The 17,016-nt window shown below is 65.6% G+C and carries 30 protein-coding genes and 1 pseudogene; 2 read left to right on the top strand and 29 right to left on the bottom strand.

All coding sequences use genetic code 11. The features are described 5' to 3' along the window. From AQJ67_RS47010 to secY, 8 genes and pseudogenes are all read right to left on the bottom strand, one after another. Positions 1–166, bottom strand: a pseudogene (locus AQJ67_RS47010) (DNA-directed RNA polymerase subunit alpha); the annotation flags it as partial. A gap of 158 nt (positions 167–324) precedes the next feature. After that, complete coding sequence (rpsK, locus tag AQJ67_RS26245) at positions 325–729, bottom strand: 30S ribosomal protein S11 (protein ID WP_003956432.1); 405 nt, start codon at positions 727–729, stop codon at positions 325–327. A gap of 70 nt (positions 730–799) precedes the next feature. Beyond that, positions 800–1,180 (bottom strand): 30S ribosomal protein S13, encoded by a 381-nt coding sequence (gene rpsM, locus AQJ67_RS26240; protein ID WP_062721749.1) that lies wholly within the window; start codon positions 1,178–1,180, stop codon positions 800–802. Positions 1,181–1,370: 190 nt separating this feature from the next. Then, a complete protein-coding gene (gene rpmJ, locus AQJ67_RS26235) occupies positions 1,371–1,484 on the bottom strand; it encodes a 50S ribosomal protein L36 (RefSeq protein WP_003998809.1) in 114 nt (37 codons plus the stop codon). Between the two features lie 60 nt (positions 1,485–1,544). Further along, the gene (gene infA / locus AQJ67_RS26230) at positions 1,545–1,766 is read right to left on the bottom strand and encodes a translation initiation factor IF-1 (protein WP_003948620.1); all 222 of its coding nucleotides are present in this window, start codon (positions 1,764–1,766) and stop codon (positions 1,545–1,547) included. Between the two features lie 283 nt (positions 1,767–2,049). Continuing rightward, positions 2,050–2,886, bottom strand: coding sequence for a type I methionyl aminopeptidase (gene map, locus AQJ67_RS26225; RefSeq protein ID WP_062721747.1), 837 nt, complete (start codon positions 2,884–2,886; stop codon positions 2,050–2,052). A gap of 141 nt (positions 2,887–3,027) precedes the next feature. Further along, complete coding sequence (locus AQJ67_RS26220; RefSeq protein WP_062721745.1) at positions 3,028–3,690, bottom strand: adenylate kinase; 663 nt, start codon at positions 3,688–3,690, stop codon at positions 3,028–3,030. After that, positions 3,690–5,003 (bottom strand): preprotein translocase subunit SecY, encoded by a 1,314-nt coding sequence (gene secY / locus AQJ67_RS26215; RefSeq protein WP_062721743.1) that lies wholly within the window; start codon positions 5,001–5,003, stop codon positions 3,690–3,692. Before secY ends, AQJ67_RS26220 begins: the two co-directional genes overlap by 1 nt. A 349-nt stretch (positions 5,004–5,352) precedes the next feature. Here secY and AQJ67_RS26210 point away from each other — a divergent pair, with 349 nt between their 5' ends. After that, a complete protein-coding gene (locus AQJ67_RS26210) occupies positions 5,353–5,769 on the top strand; it encodes a hypothetical protein (RefSeq protein WP_208615047.1) in 417 nt (138 codons plus the stop codon). Positions 5,770–5,869: 100 nt separating this feature from the next. Next, a complete protein-coding gene (locus tag AQJ67_RS26205) occupies positions 5,870–6,829 on the top strand; it encodes a hypothetical protein (RefSeq protein WP_062721739.1) in 960 nt (319 codons plus the stop codon). 90 nt (positions 6,830–6,919) lie between these two features. Here the strand turns inward: AQJ67_RS26205 and rplO are convergent, their stop codons facing one another. From rplO to rpsJ, 21 genes are all read right to left on the bottom strand, one after another. Then, complete coding sequence (gene rplO / locus AQJ67_RS26200) at positions 6,920–7,375, bottom strand: 50S ribosomal protein L15 (protein ID WP_023547373.1); 456 nt, start codon at positions 7,373–7,375, stop codon at positions 6,920–6,922. A gap of 2 nt (positions 7,376–7,377) precedes the next feature. After that, positions 7,378–7,560 carry a 50S ribosomal protein L30 gene (gene rpmD, locus AQJ67_RS26195; RefSeq protein WP_003974250.1) on the bottom strand — a complete coding sequence of 61 codons (183 nt, stop codon included), beginning with the start codon at positions 7,558–7,560 and terminating at the stop codon, positions 7,378–7,380. Between the two features lie 2 nt (positions 7,561–7,562). Next, the gene (gene rpsE / locus AQJ67_RS26190; RefSeq protein WP_009190144.1) at positions 7,563–8,168 is read right to left on the bottom strand and encodes a 30S ribosomal protein S5; all 606 of its coding nucleotides are present in this window, start codon (positions 8,166–8,168) and stop codon (positions 7,563–7,565) included. A 38-nt stretch (positions 8,169–8,206) separates the two neighbouring features. Then, positions 8,207–8,590 carry a 50S ribosomal protein L18 gene (gene rplR, locus AQJ67_RS26185; protein ID WP_007494754.1) on the bottom strand — a complete coding sequence of 128 codons (384 nt, stop codon included), beginning with the start codon at positions 8,588–8,590 and terminating at the stop codon, positions 8,207–8,209. A gap of 3 nt (positions 8,591–8,593) precedes the next feature. Further along, entirely contained in the window at positions 8,594–9,133 is a 540-nt protein-coding gene (gene rplF / locus AQJ67_RS26180; RefSeq protein WP_053846786.1) for a 50S ribosomal protein L6, read from the bottom strand. Between the two features lie 24 nt (positions 9,134–9,157). Next, positions 9,158–9,556 (bottom strand): 30S ribosomal protein S8, encoded by a 399-nt coding sequence (gene rpsH / locus AQJ67_RS26175; RefSeq protein WP_007494756.1) that lies wholly within the window; start codon positions 9,554–9,556, stop codon positions 9,158–9,160. A gap of 214 nt (positions 9,557–9,770) precedes the next feature. Further along, the gene (locus AQJ67_RS26170; RefSeq protein ID WP_003948630.1) at positions 9,771–9,956 is read right to left on the bottom strand and encodes a type Z 30S ribosomal protein S14; all 186 of its coding nucleotides are present in this window, start codon (positions 9,954–9,956) and stop codon (positions 9,771–9,773) included. 5 nt (positions 9,957–9,961) lie between these two features. Further along, on the bottom strand, positions 9,962–10,519 hold the full coding sequence (rplE, locus tag AQJ67_RS26165) for a 50S ribosomal protein L5 (RefSeq protein ID WP_020135807.1): 558 nt from the start codon (positions 10,517–10,519) through the stop codon (positions 9,962–9,964). Continuing rightward, positions 10,519–10,842: a 50S ribosomal protein L24 gene (gene rplX / locus AQJ67_RS26160; RefSeq protein ID WP_030046380.1), complete on the bottom strand. Its 324-nt coding sequence runs from the start codon at positions 10,840–10,842 to the stop codon at positions 10,519–10,521. The genes rplE and rplX overlap by 1 nt, the downstream gene beginning before the upstream one ends. Before the next feature lie 2 nt (positions 10,843–10,844). Next, positions 10,845–11,213 (bottom strand): 50S ribosomal protein L14, encoded by a 369-nt coding sequence (rplN, locus tag AQJ67_RS26155; RefSeq protein WP_003998823.1) that lies wholly within the window; start codon positions 11,211–11,213, stop codon positions 10,845–10,847. A 100-nt stretch (positions 11,214–11,313) separates the two neighbouring features. Further along, positions 11,314–11,601: a 30S ribosomal protein S17 gene (rpsQ, locus tag AQJ67_RS26150; RefSeq protein WP_007384073.1), complete on the bottom strand. Its 288-nt coding sequence runs from the start codon at positions 11,599–11,601 to the stop codon at positions 11,314–11,316. Then, the gene (rpmC, locus tag AQJ67_RS26145) at positions 11,601–11,825 is read right to left on the bottom strand and encodes a 50S ribosomal protein L29 (RefSeq protein WP_003974259.1); all 225 of its coding nucleotides are present in this window, start codon (positions 11,823–11,825) and stop codon (positions 11,601–11,603) included. Before rpmC ends, rpsQ begins: the two co-directional genes overlap by 1 nt. Beyond that, complete coding sequence (gene rplP / locus AQJ67_RS26140) at positions 11,825–12,244, bottom strand: 50S ribosomal protein L16 (RefSeq protein ID WP_004927269.1); 420 nt, start codon at positions 12,242–12,244, stop codon at positions 11,825–11,827. Before rplP ends, rpmC begins: the two co-directional genes overlap by 1 nt. A 5-nt stretch (positions 12,245–12,249) precedes the next feature. Next, positions 12,250–13,071, bottom strand: coding sequence for a 30S ribosomal protein S3 (gene rpsC, locus AQJ67_RS26135; protein ID WP_031477835.1), 822 nt, complete (start codon positions 13,069–13,071; stop codon positions 12,250–12,252). Continuing rightward, positions 13,071–13,418 carry a 50S ribosomal protein L22 gene (gene rplV / locus AQJ67_RS26130; RefSeq protein WP_062706767.1) on the bottom strand — a complete coding sequence of 116 codons (348 nt, stop codon included), beginning with the start codon at positions 13,416–13,418 and terminating at the stop codon, positions 13,071–13,073. The genes rpsC and rplV overlap by 1 nt, the downstream gene beginning before the upstream one ends. A gap of 44 nt (positions 13,419–13,462) precedes the next feature. Continuing rightward, positions 13,463–13,744 (bottom strand): 30S ribosomal protein S19, encoded by a 282-nt coding sequence (gene rpsS / locus AQJ67_RS26125; protein ID WP_019753092.1) that lies wholly within the window; start codon positions 13,742–13,744, stop codon positions 13,463–13,465. A gap of 12 nt (positions 13,745–13,756) precedes the next feature. Next, positions 13,757–14,593, bottom strand: a complete 837-nt coding sequence (rplB, locus tag AQJ67_RS26120) for a 50S ribosomal protein L2 (protein WP_030046376.1) — start codon at positions 14,591–14,593, stop codon at positions 13,757–13,759. A 40-nt stretch (positions 14,594–14,633) separates the two neighbouring features. Next, positions 14,634–15,053 carry a 50S ribosomal protein L23 gene (rplW, locus tag AQJ67_RS26115; protein WP_062721737.1) on the bottom strand — a complete coding sequence of 140 codons (420 nt, stop codon included), beginning with the start codon at positions 15,051–15,053 and terminating at the stop codon, positions 14,634–14,636. Continuing rightward, positions 15,053–15,709, bottom strand: coding sequence for a 50S ribosomal protein L4 (gene rplD / locus AQJ67_RS26110; RefSeq protein WP_062721735.1), 657 nt, complete (start codon positions 15,707–15,709; stop codon positions 15,053–15,055). The genes rplW and rplD overlap by 1 nt, the downstream gene beginning before the upstream one ends. 8 nt (positions 15,710–15,717) lie before the next feature. Further along, the gene (gene rplC / locus AQJ67_RS26105; RefSeq protein WP_030046373.1) at positions 15,718–16,362 is read right to left on the bottom strand and encodes a 50S ribosomal protein L3; all 645 of its coding nucleotides are present in this window, start codon (positions 16,360–16,362) and stop codon (positions 15,718–15,720) included. 17 nt (positions 16,363–16,379) lie between these two features. After that, the gene (gene rpsJ / locus AQJ67_RS26100) at positions 16,380–16,688 is read right to left on the bottom strand and encodes a 30S ribosomal protein S10 (protein ID WP_003948644.1); all 309 of its coding nucleotides are present in this window, start codon (positions 16,686–16,688) and stop codon (positions 16,380–16,382) included. Positions 16,689–17,016 lie beyond the last annotated feature (328 nt).

The raw sequence follows: 17,016 nt of genomic DNA, 5'->3' as shown, positions 1-17,016 counted from the left end.
TACGGATGGACGTGACCGCCGCACCCGGGATCGAGGACAGGAGGGTCCGGCGCAGGGAGTTACCGAGGGTGTACCCGAAGCCCGGCTCCAGCGGCTCGATCACGAACCGGGAGCGGAACTCGTCGACGACCTCTTCGGTCAACGAGGGACGCTGAGCGATCAGCATGTGTGGATCAGATCCTTCTTTCGTGGACGCCCGCTATTTGACGCCCGACGGAAACCGCACCCGTGAAAAGCGCGGGTACTGCAAGGGTACGGGCGATACGGCCTTACAGCGCCGTACCGCCCGGAACCCAAACCCAGCCTGCTCGAAGCAGCCGTGCGTCAGACGCGACGACGCTTCGGCGGACGGCAGCCGTTGTGCGGGGTCGGGGTGACGTCCTGGATGGAGCCGACCTCGAGGCCCGTGGCCTGGAGCGAACGGATCGCGGTCTCACGACCGGAACCCGGACCCTTCACGAACACGTCGACCTTGCGCATGCCGTGCTCCTGAGCGCGGCGGGCAGCCGACTCGGCGGCCATCTGCGCGGCGAACGGCGTGGACTTCCGGGAGCCCTTGAAGCCGACGTGGCCGGCGGAGGCCCAGGAGATCACGTTGCCGGACGGGTCCGTGATGGAGACGATCGTGTTGTTGAACGTGCTCTTGATGTGCGCGTGGCCGTGAGCGACGTTCTTCTTTTCCTTGCGGCGCACCTTCTTGGCAGCGCCCTGACGACCCTTGGGGGGCATCTACAAACTCCTACGGGGAGGTGGTCGGTCCTACAGCGAAGACCGCTGATGAAGCGTTGTCCGCTGAGGACTACTTCTTGCCCGGCTTCTTCTTGCCGGCGATGGCGCGACGCGGGCCCTTGCGGGTACGGGCGTTCGTGCTGGTGCGCTGACCGCGGACGGGCAGACCGCGACGGTGACGCAGACCCTGGTAGCAACCGATCTCGACCTTGCGGCGGATGTCGGCCTGGATCTCACGACGGAGGTCACCCTCGGTCCTGATGTTGTTGTCCACGTACTCGCGGATCGCGACGAGCTGCTCCTCGGAGAGGTCGCGAACGCGGGTGTTCGGGTCGACGCCGGTGGCAGCCAGCGTCTGCTGCGAGAGGGTCCGGCCGATGCCGAACACGTAGGTGAGGGCGACCTCCACGCGCTTTTCGCGCGGGATGTCAACACCGGAAACGCGTGCCATTCAATGGCTCCTGGTGATCTTCGGAGGTCTTCCGCAGAACCGACTCCCAGCCGCCGTACGAGGTACGAACTGAGTCCCCGGCCTCCGAACCGGGGGTGTCAGGCAAAAACTCGCCTGGGTTCTGCGTATGAACATATTCAGCTTGCGTCGCGCGAATCTCTGCGATGGAAGCAGAGGGATCGGTCGTGCGTCAGCCCTGGCGCTGCTTGTGGCGCGGGTTCTCGCAGATGACCATGACCCGACCGTGACGGCGGATCACCCTGCACTTGTCGCAGATCTTCTTGACGCTCGGCTTGACCTTCATTGGGTGAGGTTCTCCGGGTCAGTGCCATCGCCCAGGGAGGTCCCGGGGCTCGGGCAAGATCTACTTGTACCGGTAGACGATCCGGCCACGCGTCAGGTCGTACGGAGACAGCTCCACCACGACCCGGTCGTCAGGGAGGATGCGGATGTAGTGCATACGCATCTTGCCGCTGATGTGTGCCAGGACCTGGTGGCCGTTCTGGAGCTCGACCTTGAACATGGCGTTCGGCAGAGACTCGACGACAGTGCCCTCGATCTCGATGGCACCTTGCTTCTTGGCCACGCTTCGCCCTTCGAATCGACTACCTTGATCGACTCCCCTGCGTTCCCTTACGGGCGCATGCGGACATGCGGGTGCACGAGAGCCGACGAGTCAGTCTACGTCAGCCCACCCTGAAAGACGAATCGAGGAAGCCTGCCCTGGCGGGGAGATCATTAAGCGCCGGGGAGGATACACGCCTCAGGGGCGCGGGGCTCTGTCAATATGCGGCTCCGCCGCGTGGGCACGATCAACCCCCACCGGCCCGCAGCCGCCCACCAACAGAACCACCCTCCCCGGTAGGCGCTCAGGCCAACGGATCCGGCGCCGCGACGATCCCGTGCTCCGCCAACTTCGCCTTACCCCCGTCGGGAGACGTGAGCACCAGCGGCCCCTCTTCGGTAAGGGCGACCGAGTGCTCCCAGTGGGACGACCACGTGCCGTCGGTCGTGATCACCGTCCAGTCGTCCGAGAGCACCTCGGTCTTCGGCGTGCCGAGCGAGACCATCGGCTCGATGGCGAGGCAGAACCCGGGCACCAGCTTCGGCCCCTTCCCCCGCCGCCGGTCGACGTAGTTCAGCAGATGCGGGTCCATGTGCATCTCGGTACCGATGCCATGACCGCCGTAGTCCTCGACGATCCCGTACTTGCCGCCACCCGGCTTCGGCTGCCGGCGGATGTACGTCTCGATGGCACGGGATACGTCGACGAGCCGGTTCCCCTGCTTCATCGCCGCGATGCCGGCCCACATCGACTCCTCGGTCACCCGGGAGAGCTCGACCAGCTCCGGGGCGTGACCGGAGCCCACGAAGGCGGTGTAGGCGGCGTCGCCGTGCCAGCCGTCGATGACGGCGCCGCAGTCGATGGAGATGATGTCGCCGTCCTTGAGGACGACGTCCTCGGACGGGATGCCGTGGACGACGACGTCGTTCACGGAGGTGCAGATCGTCGCGGGGAAACCGCCGTAGCCGAGGAAGTTCGACTTCGCGCCGTGCTCCGCGAGCACCTTGCGCGCGACCTCGTCCAGATCCTTGGTGCTGGCCCCGGGCACCGCGGCCTCGCGCGTGGCCGCGTGAATGGCGGCGACGACCAGCCCCGCCTCACGCATCTTGGCGATCTGCTCGGGGGACTTGATCTGCACCATGGGGACGGGCGCCTTTCGTGGGCCGGATAGAGGGGACTGTGTCAACCATAAGGGCGGAGCCTGCGCGCCCCACCCCACGCAGCAGCCGCGGCCCCCTCACAGGGAGCCGCGGCCTGAGCTACGTACGAGCCAAGAGCGCTGCTACTTGCCGTCCTCGTCACGCTGGAGCGCCTCCATGGCGCGCGCCGTGACCTCTTCGACCTTGCCCAGCGCGGAGATGGTGACGACCAGCCCCTGCGCCTTGTAGTAGTCGATGATCGGCTCGGTCTGCGTGTGGTAGACCTCCAGCCGCGTGCGGACGGTTTCCTCCGAGTCGTCGTCGCGCTGGTACAGCTCGCCACCGCAGGCGTCGCAGACGCCCTCGGCCTTCGGCTGGCTGTACGTCACGTGGAAGACGTGGCTGGAGTCCTTGCGGCAGATCCGCCGCCCGGCGATCCGCTTGACGACCTCTTCCTCGGGGACCTCGAGGTCCAGCACCGCGTCCAGCTTCATGCTCTCGGACTGGAGCATCTCGTCGAGCGCCTCGGCCTGGGACACGTTGCGCGGGAAGCCGTCCAGAAGGAAGCCGTTCTCGGCGTCCGGCTTCTCCATGCGGTCCTTGGCCATCCCGATGGTGACCTCGTCCGGCACCAGGTTGCCCGCGTCCATGTAGGACTTCGCGAGTTTCCCGAGCTCCGTCTGCTGGCTGATGTTGGCCCGGAACAGGTCGCCCGTGGAGATGTGCGGGATCGACAGGTTCTTGGCGAGGAACGCGGCCTGCGTTCCCTTGCCGGCACCCGGCGGCCCGACGAGGACGATACGCATTAGCGGAGGAACCCTTCGTAATTGCGCTGCTGGAGCTGGCTCTCGATCTGCTTCACCGTCTCGAGACCGACACCCACGATGATCAGGATGCTGGTCCCGCCGAACGGGAAGTTCTGGTTTGCCCCGAAACCAGCCAACGCCATCGTCGGCACGAGAGCGATCAGACCCAAGTACAGCGAGCCCGGCCAGGTGATCCGGTTGAGCACGTACGAAAGGTACTCAGCGGTCGGTCGGCCAGCCCGGATGCCCGGGATGAAGCCACCATACTTCTTCATGTTGTCCGCGACTTCCTCGGGGTTGAACGAGATGGCCACGTAGAAGAACGCGAAGAAAATGATCAGGAAGAAGTAGAGGACGATGTGCGTCGGGGCGTCCGTCTGCGCGAGGTTCCGTTCGATCCAGGCCTTCCAGTCGGAAGATCCACCGGAGAACTGTGCGATCAGCGCCGGGATGTAGAGCAGCGACGAGGCAAAGATCACAGGGATGATGCCCGCCTGATTGACCTTCAGCGGAATGTAGGTCGACGTACCGCCGTAGGACCGGCGGCCGATCATCCGCTTCGCGTACTGCACCGGAATACGGCGCTGAGCCTGCTCGACGAAGACCACCAGGCCGATCATCACGAGGCCGACGGCGACCACCGTGCCGAACTCGATCCAGCCGTCGGCCAGCGAGCCCTGCTCCTTGATGGCCCACAGCGCGGACGGGAAGGTCGCGGCGATCGAGATGAACATCAGGATCGACATGCCGTTGCCGATGCCGCGGTCGGTGATGAGCTCACCGAGCCACATGACCATGGCCGTACCGGCGGTCATGGTGATGACCATCACGACGGTGGTGAAGATCGACTGGTCCGGCACGATCTGGTTGGCGACCTGGCAGCGCTGGAAGAGCGCGCCGCTGCGGGCGGTGGCCACCAGGCCGGTGCCCTGGAGGATCGCCAGCGCCACGGTCAGGTACCGCGTGTACTGCGTGATCTTCGCGGTACCGGCCTGACCCTCCTTCTTCAGGGCTTCCAGACGCGGGATCACTACGGTCAGCAGCTGAAGGATGATGCTCGCCGTGATGTACGGCATGATGCCGAGCGCGAAGATGGTGATCTGCAGCAGAGCGCCACCGCTGAACATGTTGACCAGACCGAAAAGGCCGGTGTTGGTGCTCGCCTGATCGATACAGACCTGGACGGCCCTGTAGTCGACGCCGGGGATCGGGATATGCGTACCGATCCGGTAGATCACGATGATGCCGAGCGTGAAGAGCAGCTTCTTGCGCAGGTCGGGCGTCTTGAACGCCCGGGCGAACGCGGTGAGCACGGTGCCTCCTGCGACCCCCGCGTGTGCGCGCGTGAGGTAACGACTGAATTGGGTTAACGGCCTGCGGAACGAGATTACGGCACGCCAGGACAGCGCTGGGCGCTAGCGCCACAGCCTACCTACATCAGAGCCCTAACGGGGCGTCGATCCACCCCCCTTGTGGTTCTCCTTCCGCCCACCGGCCGAAGGATTCGAACACACACACGTAAAACGCTTGACCGCCCCGGACACGCCTCGTATGGTCCTTGATCGAACGGCGTGATCATCACGTCGCACAGCGTCAGGGAACGCGGCCGACCAACCGCACGACCAGCCCTGACGAACCAAAACTGGGGGTTCAACAATGCGCGTGAAGCGCTCCATAGCAACCATCGCGTCCGTCGCCGCCGCCACCGTGGCCGCGGGCATCATGCTGGCGCCGTCGGCCTCGGCCGGCAGCGGTGACGGCACCTGCTCCAGCAGCGACATCTGTGTGTTCAACGACCACGGGCACAACAAGAGCAAGGGCTACTACGACCTGGGCTCGCCCGCCCTCAAGAACTTCCACGGCCGGCACTACTTCAACGACGGCGCCTACATCGGCGACTCCATCTCCGGCTGGACCGCCGGCTCGGGTACCTCCTGCACCGGGTTCAAGTTCTTCGTGAACGTGGACTTCAAGGGCGCCAGCATCCAGATCGCCAAGGGCACGAAGGGCGAATTCAGCAGCCCCTTCACCGGTCCCTACAACGACATCATCTCCTCGTACTCCAAGTACGGCTGCTGAGTCCTCGACGGACGGCTGACTGACGTCCGATTCAGCTGCGTGGCCTCCTGACGTGAAGCAGGGGGCCACGCGGCTTTTCCTGTTGCTTTACGGAGGACCAGTGGCACCCAAGAAATTCACGCTCTTCCTCGCCGCCGGCACGGTGCTCGTGACCGGCTGCTCAAGTCTCGGCTCCACCGCACAGCCGGACGGCACGGCAAGCCCGCAGCCGGAGCCGTCCGTCCGCGCCGTACCCAAGGTGCCGACCGACCGGCTCCAGGTCACCCGGCCCCTGGACAAGTACACCCCTGACACGGCCGACGACACCGCCCTGAAGAAGGCCGAGGCAGTGGTGGTGAACCGCTGCCTGCGCGACCTCGGCCACCGACAGCATCCGCTCGACGAGAACGCGGTCGCCGAGGCCGAACCGAACATCTATGAATTCCTCTGGTTCCCCGAGGCGGCGAAGAACGGCTATTCCCTGCCGCCCGAGGGCCCGGAAAAGGGAAGTTGGGACGACACGGCGACACAGACCGAGAAAAAGCTGCTCTCCGGAAAGATGGTGACCTACAAAGGCCACCAGGTCCCCAAGGACGGATGCTACGGGGAAGCCGGACGCGAATTGACGGAAGGCGCAAGCCCGCCCAGCAAATTCGAGGAACAGGGCATGGTCATCACCCGTGTCTCGGACGCCAGCCCACGAGGTCTCATCGAGTCCTATGTGAGCGTGATCCGCCAGACCCTTTCCCTTCAGATCCAGCAGGACAGCCGTATCAAGCGGGTGATCTCCCGCTGGTCGTCCTGCATGAAGTCCGACGGCTACAAGTACACGTCCCCGACGGAGGCCGCGACGGACGCGCGGTGGCAGACGAACACCGGAAAGGGCCCGGGCAAGGCAGAAACAGCCACGGCCGCCGCGGACATGGCCTGTAAGAAGAGGGTGCGCTACCTCGACGTGGTCGTCGCCGTCGAATCCGCCTACGAACAGCGGTACATCAGCCGGCACGCGGAGCAGATGAAGGAGTTCCTCGACCTGCGTGCCAAGTGGCGGAAGAACGCCGAGCGCATCACCGGCGCCTGACGGACCGAAAAAGAAACGGCCGGGGACGCCCCTCCGAAGAGGGCCGTCCCCGGCCGTCCTGCTTCTACGTCAGCGAAACGCCGTCCTGGCTCAGACGAGCTCGGTGACGGTGCCGCCGGCGGCGGTGATCTTCTCCTTGGCGGAGCCGGAGACGGCGTCGACCGTCACCTGCAGCGCCACGGAGATCTCGCCCTGGCCGAGCACCTTGACGAGGCTGTTCTTGCGAACGGCACCCTTGGCGACCAGACCCTCGACGGTGACCTCGCCACCCTCGGGGTACAGCGCGGCCAGCTTGTCGAGGTTCACGACCTGGAACTCGGTCTTGAACGGGTTCTTGAAGCCCTTCAGCTTCGGAAGACGCATGTGGAGGGGCATCTGGCCACCCTCGAAGCGCTCCGGAACCTGGTAACGGGCCTTCGTACCCTTGGTACCACGACCGGCCGTCTTACCCTTCGACGCCTCACCACGACCCACACGGGTCTTGGCGGTCTTGGCGCCCGGGGCGGGACGGAGGTTGTGGATCTTGAGCGGGTTCTGCTCCGCCATGATCAGTCGACCTCCTCGACCGTCACGAGGTGGCGGACGGTGTGCACCATGCCGCGGAACTCGGGGCGGTCCTCCTTGACGACCTGCGTGTTGATGCCCTTGAGACCAAGGGAACGCAGGGTGTCACGGTGGTTCTGCTTGCTGCCGATGTAGGACTTGACCTGCGTAATCTTGAGCTGCGCCATGATTACGCACCCGCCCCGGCACGCGCACGGAGAAGAGCCGCGGGGGCGACGTCCTCGAGCGGCAGACCACGGCGAGCCGCGATCTCCTCGGGACGCTGCAGACCCTTCAGGGCCTCCACGGTCGCGTGCACGATGTTGATCGCGTTGTCGGAGCCGAGCGACTTCGACAGCACGTCGTGGATACCGGCGCACTCGAGCACGGCACGCACCGGGCCACCGGCGATAACACCGGTACCGGGGGACGCGGGCTTGAGCAGGACGACGCCGGCAGCCTTCTCACCCTGGATGGGGTGCGGGATGGTGCCCTGGATACGGGGGACCTTGAAGAAGTGCTTCTTGGCCTCCTCAACGCCCTTGGCGATGGCGGCCGGCACCTCCTTGGCCTTGCCGTAACCGACACCCACGGTGCCGTCACCGTCGCCTACCACGACCAGCGCGGTGAAGCTGAAGCGACGACCACCCTTCACAACCTTGGCGACGCGGTTGATCGCGACAACGCGCTCAACGTACGCGGTCTTCTCGGCGGCAGCTGCGCCGCCGTCACGGCCCTTCCGGTCCCGCCGCTCGCCGCCACCGGCACCGCCACCGCGGCGCTGGGGTCCAGCCATTGGATTTACCTCTCTCTTTTCCGCTAGCTACGAACGGCTCAGAACTTCAAGCCGGCTTCGCGGGCGGCGTCCGCCAAGGCGGCGATGCGCCCGGCGTACTGGTTGCCACCACGGTCGAATACGACGGCCTCGACACCGGCGGCCTTGGCACGCTCGGCGACCAGGGCACCGACCTGCTTGGCCTGCGCGGACTTGTCGCCCTCGCCACCGCGGATCGAGGTGTCCAGGGTGGACGCCGACGCAAGGGTGTGACCCTTGATGTCGTCGATCACCTGGGCCACGATGTGGCGGTTGGAGCGGGTAACGACCAGACGGGGACGCTCCGCCGTTCCGTTGATGTGCTTACGGATCCGGATGTGGCGGCGCTTGATCGCGGCGCGCTTGTAGGCGTCGCCCTTAAGGATCTTCTGTCCGTATGCCATGGCTTACTTACCCGCCTTTCCGACCTTGCGGCGGATGACTTCGCCCTCGTACTTGACGCCCTTGGCCTTGTACGGGTCGGGCTTGCGCAGCTTGCGGATGTTGGCCGCAACCTCGCCGACCTTCTGCTTGTCGATGCCCTCGACCGAGAAACGCGTGGGCGCCTCGACCTTGAAGGTGATGCCCTCGGGGGCCTCGACAGTGATCGGGTGGCTGTAGCCGAGAGCGAACTCGAGGTTCGAACCCTTGGCCGTCACGCGGTAACCGACACCGCTGATCTCGAGCTTCTTCACGTAACCCTGGGTCACGCCGGTGATCATGTTCGCCACCAGCGTGCGGGACAGGCCGTGCAGGGCCTTGTTCTGACGCTCGTCGTTGGGGCGGGTGACGTTCAGAACGCCGTCCTCACCCTTGGCGATGTCGATCGGCGCGGCAACGGTGTGGGTCAGTTCGCCCTTGGGGCCCTTGACCGAGACCGTACGGCCGTCGATGGTGACGTCCACGCCGGCGGGAACCGTGATGGGGAGCTTGCCAATACGCGACATAGCTGTTTCCTCCGTTCCCTTCCGCTACCAGACGTAGGCGAGGACTTCCCCACCCACGCCCTTCTTGCCGGCCTGCTTGTCGGTGAGGAGCCCGTGCGACGTGGAGATGATCGCCACGCCGAGGCCGCCCAGCACCTTCGGCAGGTTGGTGGACTTCGCGTAAACCCGGAGACCGGGCTTGGAGATCCGCTTGATGCCCGCGATGGAGCGCTCACGGTTCGGGCCGAACTTCAGCTCGAGAACGAGGTTCTTGCCGACCTCGGCGTCCTCGATCTTCCAGCCCGTGATGAAGCCCTCCTGCTGGAGGATCTCCGCGATGTGCGACTTGATCTTCGATGCCGGCATCGTCACGGAGTCGTGGTATGCCGAGTTCGCGTTCCGCAGACGCGTAAGCATGTCTGCGATCGGATCAGTCATGGTCATGAATTGGCCTTCGGCCTCTCTCGCCGGGGTTTCCTGGTGCGCCATCCCTCTCCCCGATCCGAGACGGGACGGGTGCGGCGCGGTGGACCTACGGCGTAGTAAGTCGTACGGGCGACCGTCAGGCGCCCAACCCTCCAAGCCTAAGCCATGGAAGGGAGGGCGCCTGACACGCCCAGTGCTTACCGAGAGCCTCTGGAATCCCTAAATAAGGGGATTACCAGGAGCTCTTGGTCACGCCCGGCAGCTCGCCACGGTGAGCCATCTCACGAAGGCACACGCGGCACAGGCCGAACTTGCGGTACACGGAGTGGGGACGGCCGCAGCGCTGGCAGCGCGTGTAGCCACGCACGCCGAACTTGGGCTTGCGAGCAGCCTTCGCGATGAGAGCCTTCTTCGCCATCTCGCTCACGCCTCCTTGAAGGGGAAGCCGAGGTGACGAAGGAGCGCACGGCCCTCAGCGTCGTTGGTCGCCGTGGTCACCACGGTGATGTCCATGCCCCGGGTACGGTCGATCTTGTCCTGGTCGATCTCGTGGAACATGACCTGCTCGGTGAGACCGAAGGTGTAGTTGCCACGGCCGTCGAACTGCTTGGGGGACAGACCACGGAAGTCGCGGATGCGCGGCAGCGCGAGCGACAGGGTGCGGTCCAGGAACTCCCACATGCGGTCGCCACGGAGCGTGACGTGGGCACCGATCGGCTGACCCTCACGCAGCTTGAACTGCGCGATGGACTTGCGGGCCTTGGTGACGGCCGGCTTCTGACCGGTGATGGTGGTCAGGTCGCGGATCGCGCCCTCGATCAGCTTCGAGTCACGGGCGGCGTCGCCGACACCCATGTTGACCACGATCTTGACGAGGCCGGGGATCTGCATGACGTTCTCGTACTTGAACTCGTCACGCAGCTTGCCCGCGATCTCCTCGCGGTACTTCGTCTTCAGACGCGGAGTGGTGGTGGTAGCCATCAGATGTCCTCACCCGTCCGCTTGGCAACGCGGATCTTGTTGCCTTCGTCGTCGAAGCGGTAGCCGACACGCGTGACGACCTTGTTGCCGTCCTTCTCAACGACCAGCTGGACGTTGGAGACGTGGATCGGCGCCTCGGTCGTGACGATGCCACCGGCCTGCGAGCCCTTGGCGGTCGGGCCGGCCTTGGTGTGCTTCTTGACCCGGTTGACACCCTCGACCAGGACACGCTCGTCGCGCGGGTAAGCGGCAATGACCTTGCCCTGCTTGCCCTTGTCCTTGCCGGTGATGACCTGGACCAGGTCGCCCTTCTTGATCTTCATGCTTACAGCACCTCCGGAGCCAGCGAGATGATCTTCATGAACTTCTTCTCGCGCAGCTCACGCCCGACCGGGCCGAAGATGCGGGTGCCGCGAGGGTCGCCGTCGTTCTTCAGAATGACGGCGGCGTTCTCGTCGAAGCGGATGTACGAGCCGTCCGGACGGCGGCGCTCCTTGACGGTGCGAACGATGACCGCCTTGACGACGTCACCCTTCTTCACGTTGCCACCGGGGATCGCGTCCTTGACGGTGGCGACGATGACGTCACCGATGCCCGCGTAGCGGCGACCGGAGCCACCGAGCACACGGATGCAAAGGATCTCCTTCGCACCAGTGTTGTCGGCGACACGCAGTCGCGACTCCTGCTGGATCACGTCTATCTCCTGTTTGTCTGCCGGTTCCCCGGGCGGGTGTGCAAGTTACACACCCACCCGGAGCCTGGCGGAACTGACCTGCGGGTTTGCCCGCAGGAAATTACTTGGCCTTCTCGAGGATCTCGACGACGCGCCAGCGCTTCGTCGCGGACAGCGGCCGGGTCTCCGCGAGGAGGACACGGTCGCCGACACCCGCGGCGTTCTGCTCGTCGTGCGCCTTGAGCTTGTTGGTACGGCGGATGACCTTGCCGTACAGCGCGTGCTTGACGCGGTCCTCGACGGCGACGACGACGGTCTTGTCCATCTTGTCGCTGACGACGAGACCCTCGCGGGTCTTGCGGAAGCCGCGGGCCTCTGCAGTCTGCTCAGTCACGTTGCTCTCACTCATCAGGCGCTCTCCACCGTCTCGATGCCCAGCTCGCGCTCACGCATCAGGGTGTAGATCCGCGCGATGTCCTTACGGACGGCCTTGAGCCGACCGTGGTTCTCGAGCTGACCGGTCGCCGCCTGGAAGCGGAGGTTGAACAGCTCTTCCTTGGCCTCGCGGAGCTTCGCCAGAAGCTCCTCGTTGCCCAGCTCGCGCAGCTCGGACGCCTTGGTACCGGCCGACATCACGCTTCACCTGCCTCGCGCTTGACGATCCGGCACTTCATCGGCAGCTTGTGGGCCGCACGAGTCAGCGCCTCACGGGCGATCTTCTCGTTGGGGTAGGACAGCTCGAACATGACCCGGCCCGGGTGCACGTTCGCGATCCACCACTCCGGAGAACCCTTACCGGAACCCATGCGGGTCTCGGCAGGCTTCTTCGTCAGCGGGCGGTCCGGGTAGATGTTGATCCAGACCTTGCCGCCACGCTTGATGTGGCGGGTCATCGCGATACGGGCCGCCTCGATCTGGCGGTTGGTCACGTACGCCGGCGTGAGGGCCTGGATGCCGTACTCGCCGAACGCAACCGTCGTACCGCCCTTGGCCTGACCACGGCGCTTCGGGTGGTGCTGCTTGCGGTGCTTGACCCTACGGGGGATCAGCATGTCGGTCAGGCCTCCGTTCCGGTGCTCTCAGCCGGAGCGGACGCGGGAGCCTCGGCCTTGGGGGCCTCGGAACCAGCAGCCTGCTGCGGCTTACGACCGCGCCGCTCGCCACCGCGGCCACCACGGGCCGGGCGGTCGGCACCACCACGGGCCGGGCGGTTACCCGCACGGGCCGCAGCGTTCTCGGCGCGGACCTCGGCGATGTTCTTGACGTCGCCCTTGTAGATCCAGACCTTCACGCCGATGCGGCCGAAGGTCGTCTTGGCCTCGAAGAAGCCGTAGTCCACGTTCGCGCGGAGCGTGTGCAGGGGCACACGGCCCTCGCGGTAGAACTCCGAGCGGGACATCTCGGCGCCGCCGAGGCGGCCACCGCACTGGATCTTGATGCCCTTGGCGCCGGCCTTCATCGCCGACTGCATGCTCTTACGCATGGCGCGGCGGAAGGAGACGCGGGAGGAGAGCTGCTCGGCAACGGCCTGGGCAACCAGCTGAGCGTCGGTCTCGGGGTTCTTGACCTCGAGGATGTTCAGCTGGACCTGCTTGCCCGTGAGCTTCTCGAGGTCACCGCGGATGCGGTCGGCCTCGGCGCCACGGCGGCCGATGACGATGCCCGGACGCGCGGTGTGGATGTCCACCCGCACACGGTCACGGGTGCGCTCGATCTCAACCTTCGAGATACCGGCGCGCTCCATGCCGGACGTCATCATCCGACGGATGGCGACGTCTTCCTTGACGTAGTCCTTGTACAGCTTGTCGGCGTACCACCGGGACTTGAAGTCCGTGGTGACACCGAGCCGGAACCCATGCGGGTTAACCTTCTGGCCCATTACCGGGTTCCTTCCTTGCTGGCGACGACCACGGTGATGTGGCTGGTCCGCTTGCGGATCCGGTAGGCACGGCCCTGGGCACGCGGACGGAACCGCTTCAGGGTCGGGCCCTCGTCGACGTACGCCTCGCTGATGAACAGCGAGGTGGCGTCCGGGTGGTCGTAGTTGTGCGCGGCGTTGGCGATGGCGCTGTCGAGCACCTTGCCGACGGGCACGGAGGCTGCCTGCGGAGCGAATCGCAGAACAGCCTGAGCCTCCGTGGCATCCATGCCACGGATAAGGTCCACCACGCGGCGGGCCTTCATGGGCGTAACGCGGATGTACCGCGCCTGGGCCCTGGCTTCCATGGTTGTCCCTCTCAGTTACTTACGTGTCTGAATGCGATCCGCTACTAGCGGCGCTTCGACTTCCGGTCGTCCTTGACGTGGCCCCGGAAGGTGCGCGTCGGCGAGAACTCGCCGAGCTTGTGGCCGACCATCGACTCGGTGACGAACACCGGGATGTGGGTCTTGCCGTTGTGCACCGCGAGCGTGTGGCCGAGCATGGCCGGCACGATCATGGAGCGACGGGACCAGGTCTTGATGACGTTCTTGGTGCCGGCTTCGTTCTGGGCTTCCACCTTCTTGATCAGGTGGTCGTCGACGAAGGGCCCCTTCTTGAGACTGCGCGGCATCTAAACCCGCTCCTAGCGCTTCTTGTTCGTCTTGCGGCGGCGGACGATGTACTTGTTCGACGCCTTCTTGGGCGAACGAGTACGACCCTCCTTCTGACCCCACGGGGAGACCGGGTGGCGACCACCGGAGGTCTTGCCCTCACCACCACCGTGCGGGTGGTCAACCGGGTTCATCGCCACACCGCGAACGGTCGGGCGAACGCCCAGCCAGCGCTTACGGCCGGCCTTACCCCAGTTGATGTTGCTCTGCTCGGCGTTGCCGACCTCGCCGACGGTGGCGCGGCAGCGCACGTCGACCAGGCGGATCTCACCGGAGGGCATGCGCAGGTGGGCCATCTGGCCCTCCTTCGCGAGCAGCTGCACGGAGGCACCGGCGGAGCGGGCGAACTTGGCGCCGCCACCGGGACGGAGCTCGATCGCGTGGATCGTGGTACCGACCGGGATGTTGCGCAGCGCCAGGTTGTTGCCCGGCTTGATGTCGGCCCCGGGACCGTTCTCGACGCGGTCACCCTGCTGCAGGTTGCGCGGGGCGAGGATGTAGCGCTTCTCGCCGTCGGCGTAGTGCAGCAGCGCGATGCGCGCGGTGCGGTTGGGGTCGTACTCGATGTGCGCGACCTTCGCCGGCACGCCGTCCTTGTCGTGACGACGGAAGTCGATCACGCGGTAGGCGCGCTTGTGGCCACCACCCTGGTGGCGGACGGTCACACGACCGGAGTTGTTACGGCCACCCTTGCTGTGCAGGGGGCGGACCAACGACTTCTCCGGCGTGGACCGCGTGACCTCGACGAAGTCGGCGACGCTGGAGCCGCGACGGCCCGGCGTAGTCGGCTTGTACTTGCGGATTCCCATTTCTCAGTCCTCGTCCGATATCGGACGATCCGGACCGCCCTTAGGCGGTCGGACCGCCGAAGATGTCGATACGGTCGCCCTCAGCGAGGGTCACGATCGCGCGCTTGGTGCCGGCACGCTGGCCGAAGCCCGTGCGGGTCCGCTTGCGCTTGCCCTGGCGGTTGATCGTGTTGACCCCGGTGACCTTGACCTCGAAGACCGACTCGACGGCCTGCTTGATCTGGGTCTTGTTGGAGCCCGGCGCGACGATGAACGTGTACTTGTTCTCGTCGAGAAGCGCGTAGCTCTTCTCGGACACGACCGGCTTGATCAGGACGTCACGGAGGTCCGTGAATGCCTTGCTCGCCGGCGTGATGACGGTGTTCTTGCCCTCGGCGGCGTGGCGACGCGCCTTGGCGACGCGAGCGGCCTTGGCCTTCTTCGCGGCCTTGGAGGCAATGGCGGGGTGACGGATAGCCATCAGGCCTCGCTCCCTTCGGTGTCATTGGCCTTCGGGCCGGACACGAAGGACTCCAGGGCGGCCTGGGTGAAGACCACGTCGTCCGAGACGAGAACGTCGTACGTGTTCAGCTGGCCCGGCTCCAGGATGTGGACCTGGGGCAGGTTGCGGGCGGACAGCCACGCGGCCTCGTCGGCGCGCTCGACGACCAGGAGCAGGTTCTTGCGCTCCGAGATCTTGCCGAACAGGCTCTTGGCGGCCTTCGTGGACGGGTTGTCGCCCTCGATCACGCCGGAGACGACGTGAATGCGGTTGTTGCGGGCCCGGTCGGTGAGGGCGTGGCGCAGGGCCGCGGCCTTCATCTTCTTCGGGGTCCGCTGCGAGTAGTCACGCGGCACGGGACCGTGCACGACGCCACCACCGGCGAACTGCGGCGCGCGGGTCGAGCCCTGACGGGCGCGACCGGTGCCCTTCTGGCGGTAAGGCTTCTTGCCACCACCACGGACCTCGCCACGCGTCTTGGTCTTGTGCGTGCCCTGGCGGGCAGCGGCCAGCTGCGCGACGACGACCTGGTGGAGCAGCGGAACGCTGATCTTCTCTACGTCGAAGATCTCCGCGGGGAGCTCGACGGAACCGGCCTTGTCGCCCGCCGGCGAAAGGATGTCAACAGTGCTCATCGGTTACCTCAGGCCCCCTTGGCCGCGGTGCGGACCAGGACGAGGCCGCCGTTCGGACCGGGAACCGCGCCCTTGATGAGCAGCAGACCCTTCTCCGCGTCAACGGCGTGGACGGTCAGGTTCTGGGTGGTGACCCGCTCGTTGCCCATGCGACCCGCCATGCGGAGGCCCTTGAACACGCGGCCCGGGGTGGCGCAGCCACCGATGGAACCGGGCGAGCGGTGCTTGCGCTGGGTGCCGTGACCGGCGCCGAGGCCCTTGAAGTTGTGACGCTTCATGACACCGGCGAAGCCCTTGCCCTTGCTCTTGCCGGTGACGTCGACCTTCACGCCGGACTCGAAGACCTCGGCCGTGACTTCCTGGCCGAGCGTGTACTCGGAGGCGTCAGCGGTGCGGATCTCGACGAGGTGACGACGGGGGGTGACGTCGGCCTTGGCGAAGTGGCCCTTGAGGGGCTTGTTCACCTTGCGCGGGTCGATCTCGCCGAAGGCGATCTGGACCGACTCGTAGCCGTCGACGTCGTTGGTACGGACCTGGGTGACGACGTTGGGGCCGGCCTTGACGACGGTGACCGGAACAACACGGTTGTTCTCGTCCCACACCTGCGTCATGCCGAGCTTCTCGCCCAGGATGCCCTTGATCTGCTTAGCCATTCTCAGATCACCAGCCCTCAGAGCTTGATCTCGATGTCGACACCGGCCGGGAGGTCGAGTCGCATCAGAGAGTCAACGGTCTTGGGGGTCGGGTCGAGAATGTCGATCAGGCGCTTGTGCGTGCGCATCTCGAAGTGCTCGCGCGAGTCCTTGTACTTGTGCGGCGACTTGATGACGCAGTACACGTTCTTCTCAGTGGGCAGCGGCACCGGGCCCGCGACCGACGCACCAGTGCGGGTCACCGTCTCGACGATCTTCTTCGCCGAGGAGTCGATGACCTCGTGGTCGTAGGCCTTGAGCCGGATGCGGATCTTCTGTCCCGCCATGGCTACTCAGTAGTCCTGTCTCTCTACAGCTCTGGAACCCGGTGTTCCCTTGACCTCCTCCGACCCACGCGGTCGGGCGTGTCGCGCTTTCGCTGACACAGATGTCCCTTGTTCGAACATCCCTGCCTTGGGAAAGAGGTTCACCGGGTGCCTGGCCAGTGCCGCACCACACTTCCCGGAAGATTCCCGTACGTCCGCCCCAGCGCTGCCTTACGGCAGTTAGGGCGACGAGTACTGTGGGACTCGCTTCCGGTCCTCCCGGCGGGAGGCGCGCAGCATCAACACTCGACCGAGCAACTCGGACAGTCTGCCATATGGGGCAGGGGGC

Source organism: Streptomyces caeruleatus, from assembly GCF_001514235.1.
Taxonomy (GTDB): Bacteria; Actinomycetota; Actinomycetes; order Streptomycetales; family Streptomycetaceae; genus Streptomyces; species Streptomyces caeruleatus.
This window is presented reverse-complemented; position numbering and strand designations above follow the sequence as displayed.

What these genes read in the sequence shown, in the direction of transcription:
- rpsK (WP_003956432.1), bottom strand. Translation starts at nt 729, where the DNA reads ATGCCCCCCAAGGGTCGTCAGGGCGCTGCCAAGAAGGTGCGCCGCAAG.
- rpsM (WP_062721749.1), bottom strand. Translation starts at nt 1,180, where the DNA reads ATGGCACGCGTTTCCGGTGTTGACATCCCGCGCGAAAAGCGCGTGGAG.
- rpmJ (WP_003998809.1), bottom strand. Translation starts at nt 1,484, where the DNA reads ATGAAGGTCAAGCCGAGCGTCAAGAAGATCTGCGACAAGTGCAGGGTG.
- map (WP_062721747.1), bottom strand. Translation starts at nt 2,886, where the DNA reads ATGGTGCAGATCAAGTCCCCCGAGCAGATCGCCAAGATGCGTGAGGCG.
- AQJ67_RS26220 (WP_062721745.1), bottom strand. Translation starts at nt 3,690, where the DNA reads ATGCGTATCGTCCTCGTCGGGCCGCCGGGTGCCGGCAAGGGAACGCAG.
- rplO (WP_023547373.1), bottom strand. Translation starts at nt 7,375, where the DNA reads ATGGCGGAGCAGAACCCGCTCAAGATCCACAACCTCCGTCCCGCCCCG.
- rpmD (WP_003974250.1), bottom strand. Translation starts at nt 7,560, where the DNA reads ATGGCGCAGCTCAAGATTACGCAGGTCAAGTCCTACATCGGCAGCAAG.
- rpsE (WP_009190144.1), bottom strand. Translation starts at nt 8,168, where the DNA reads ATGGCTGGACCCCAGCGCCGCGGTGGCGGTGCCGGTGGCGGCGAGCGG.
- rplR (WP_007494754.1), bottom strand. Translation starts at nt 8,590, where the DNA reads ATGGCATACGGACAGAAGATCCTTAAGGGCGACGCCTACAAGCGCGCC.
- rplF (WP_053846786.1), bottom strand. Translation starts at nt 9,133, where the DNA reads ATGTCGCGTATTGGCAAGCTCCCCATCACGGTTCCCGCCGGCGTGGAC.
- rpsH (WP_007494756.1), bottom strand. Translation starts at nt 9,556, where the DNA reads ATGACCATGACTGATCCGATCGCAGACATGCTTACGCGTCTGCGGAAC.
- AQJ67_RS26170 (WP_003948630.1), bottom strand. Translation starts at nt 9,956, where the DNA reads ATGGCGAAGAAGGCTCTCATCGCGAAGGCTGCTCGCAAGCCCAAGTTC.
- rplE (WP_020135807.1), bottom strand. Translation starts at nt 10,519, where the DNA reads ATGGCTACCACCACCACTCCGCGTCTGAAGACGAAGTACCGCGAGGAG.
- rplX (WP_030046380.1), bottom strand. Translation starts at nt 10,842, where the DNA reads ATGAAGATCAAGAAGGGCGACCTGGTCCAGGTCATCACCGGCAAGGAC.
- rpsQ (WP_007384073.1), bottom strand. Translation starts at nt 11,601, where the DNA reads ATGAGTGAGAGCAACGTGACTGAGCAGACTGCAGAGGCCCGCGGCTTC.
- rpmC (WP_003974259.1), bottom strand. Translation starts at nt 11,825, where the DNA reads ATGTCGGCCGGTACCAAGGCGTCCGAGCTGCGCGAGCTGGGCAACGAG.
- rplP (WP_004927269.1), bottom strand. Translation starts at nt 12,244, where the DNA reads ATGCTGATCCCCCGTAGGGTCAAGCACCGCAAGCAGCACCACCCGAAG.
- rpsC (WP_031477835.1), bottom strand. Translation starts at nt 13,071, where the DNA reads ATGGGCCAGAAGGTTAACCCGCATGGGTTCCGGCTCGGTGTCACCACG.
- rplV (WP_062706767.1), bottom strand. Translation starts at nt 13,418, where the DNA reads ATGGAAGCCAGGGCCCAGGCGCGGTACATCCGCGTTACGCCCATGAAG.
- rpsS (WP_019753092.1), bottom strand. Translation starts at nt 13,744, where the DNA reads ATGCCGCGCAGTCTCAAGAAGGGGCCCTTCGTCGACGACCACCTGATC.
- rplB (WP_030046376.1), bottom strand. Translation starts at nt 14,593, where the DNA reads ATGGGAATCCGCAAGTACAAGCCGACTACGCCGGGCCGTCGCGGCTCC.
- rplW (WP_062721737.1), bottom strand. Translation starts at nt 15,053, where the DNA reads ATGGCTATCCGTCACCCCGCCATTGCCTCCAAGGCCGCGAAGAAGGCC.
- rplD (WP_062721735.1), bottom strand. Translation starts at nt 15,709, where the DNA reads ATGAGCACTGTTGACATCCTTTCGCCGGCGGGCGACAAGGCCGGTTCC.
- rplC (WP_030046373.1), bottom strand. Translation starts at nt 16,362, where the DNA reads ATGGCTAAGCAGATCAAGGGCATCCTGGGCGAGAAGCTCGGCATGACG.
- rpsJ (WP_003948644.1), bottom strand. Translation starts at nt 16,688, where the DNA reads ATGGCGGGACAGAAGATCCGCATCCGGCTCAAGGCCTACGACCACGAG.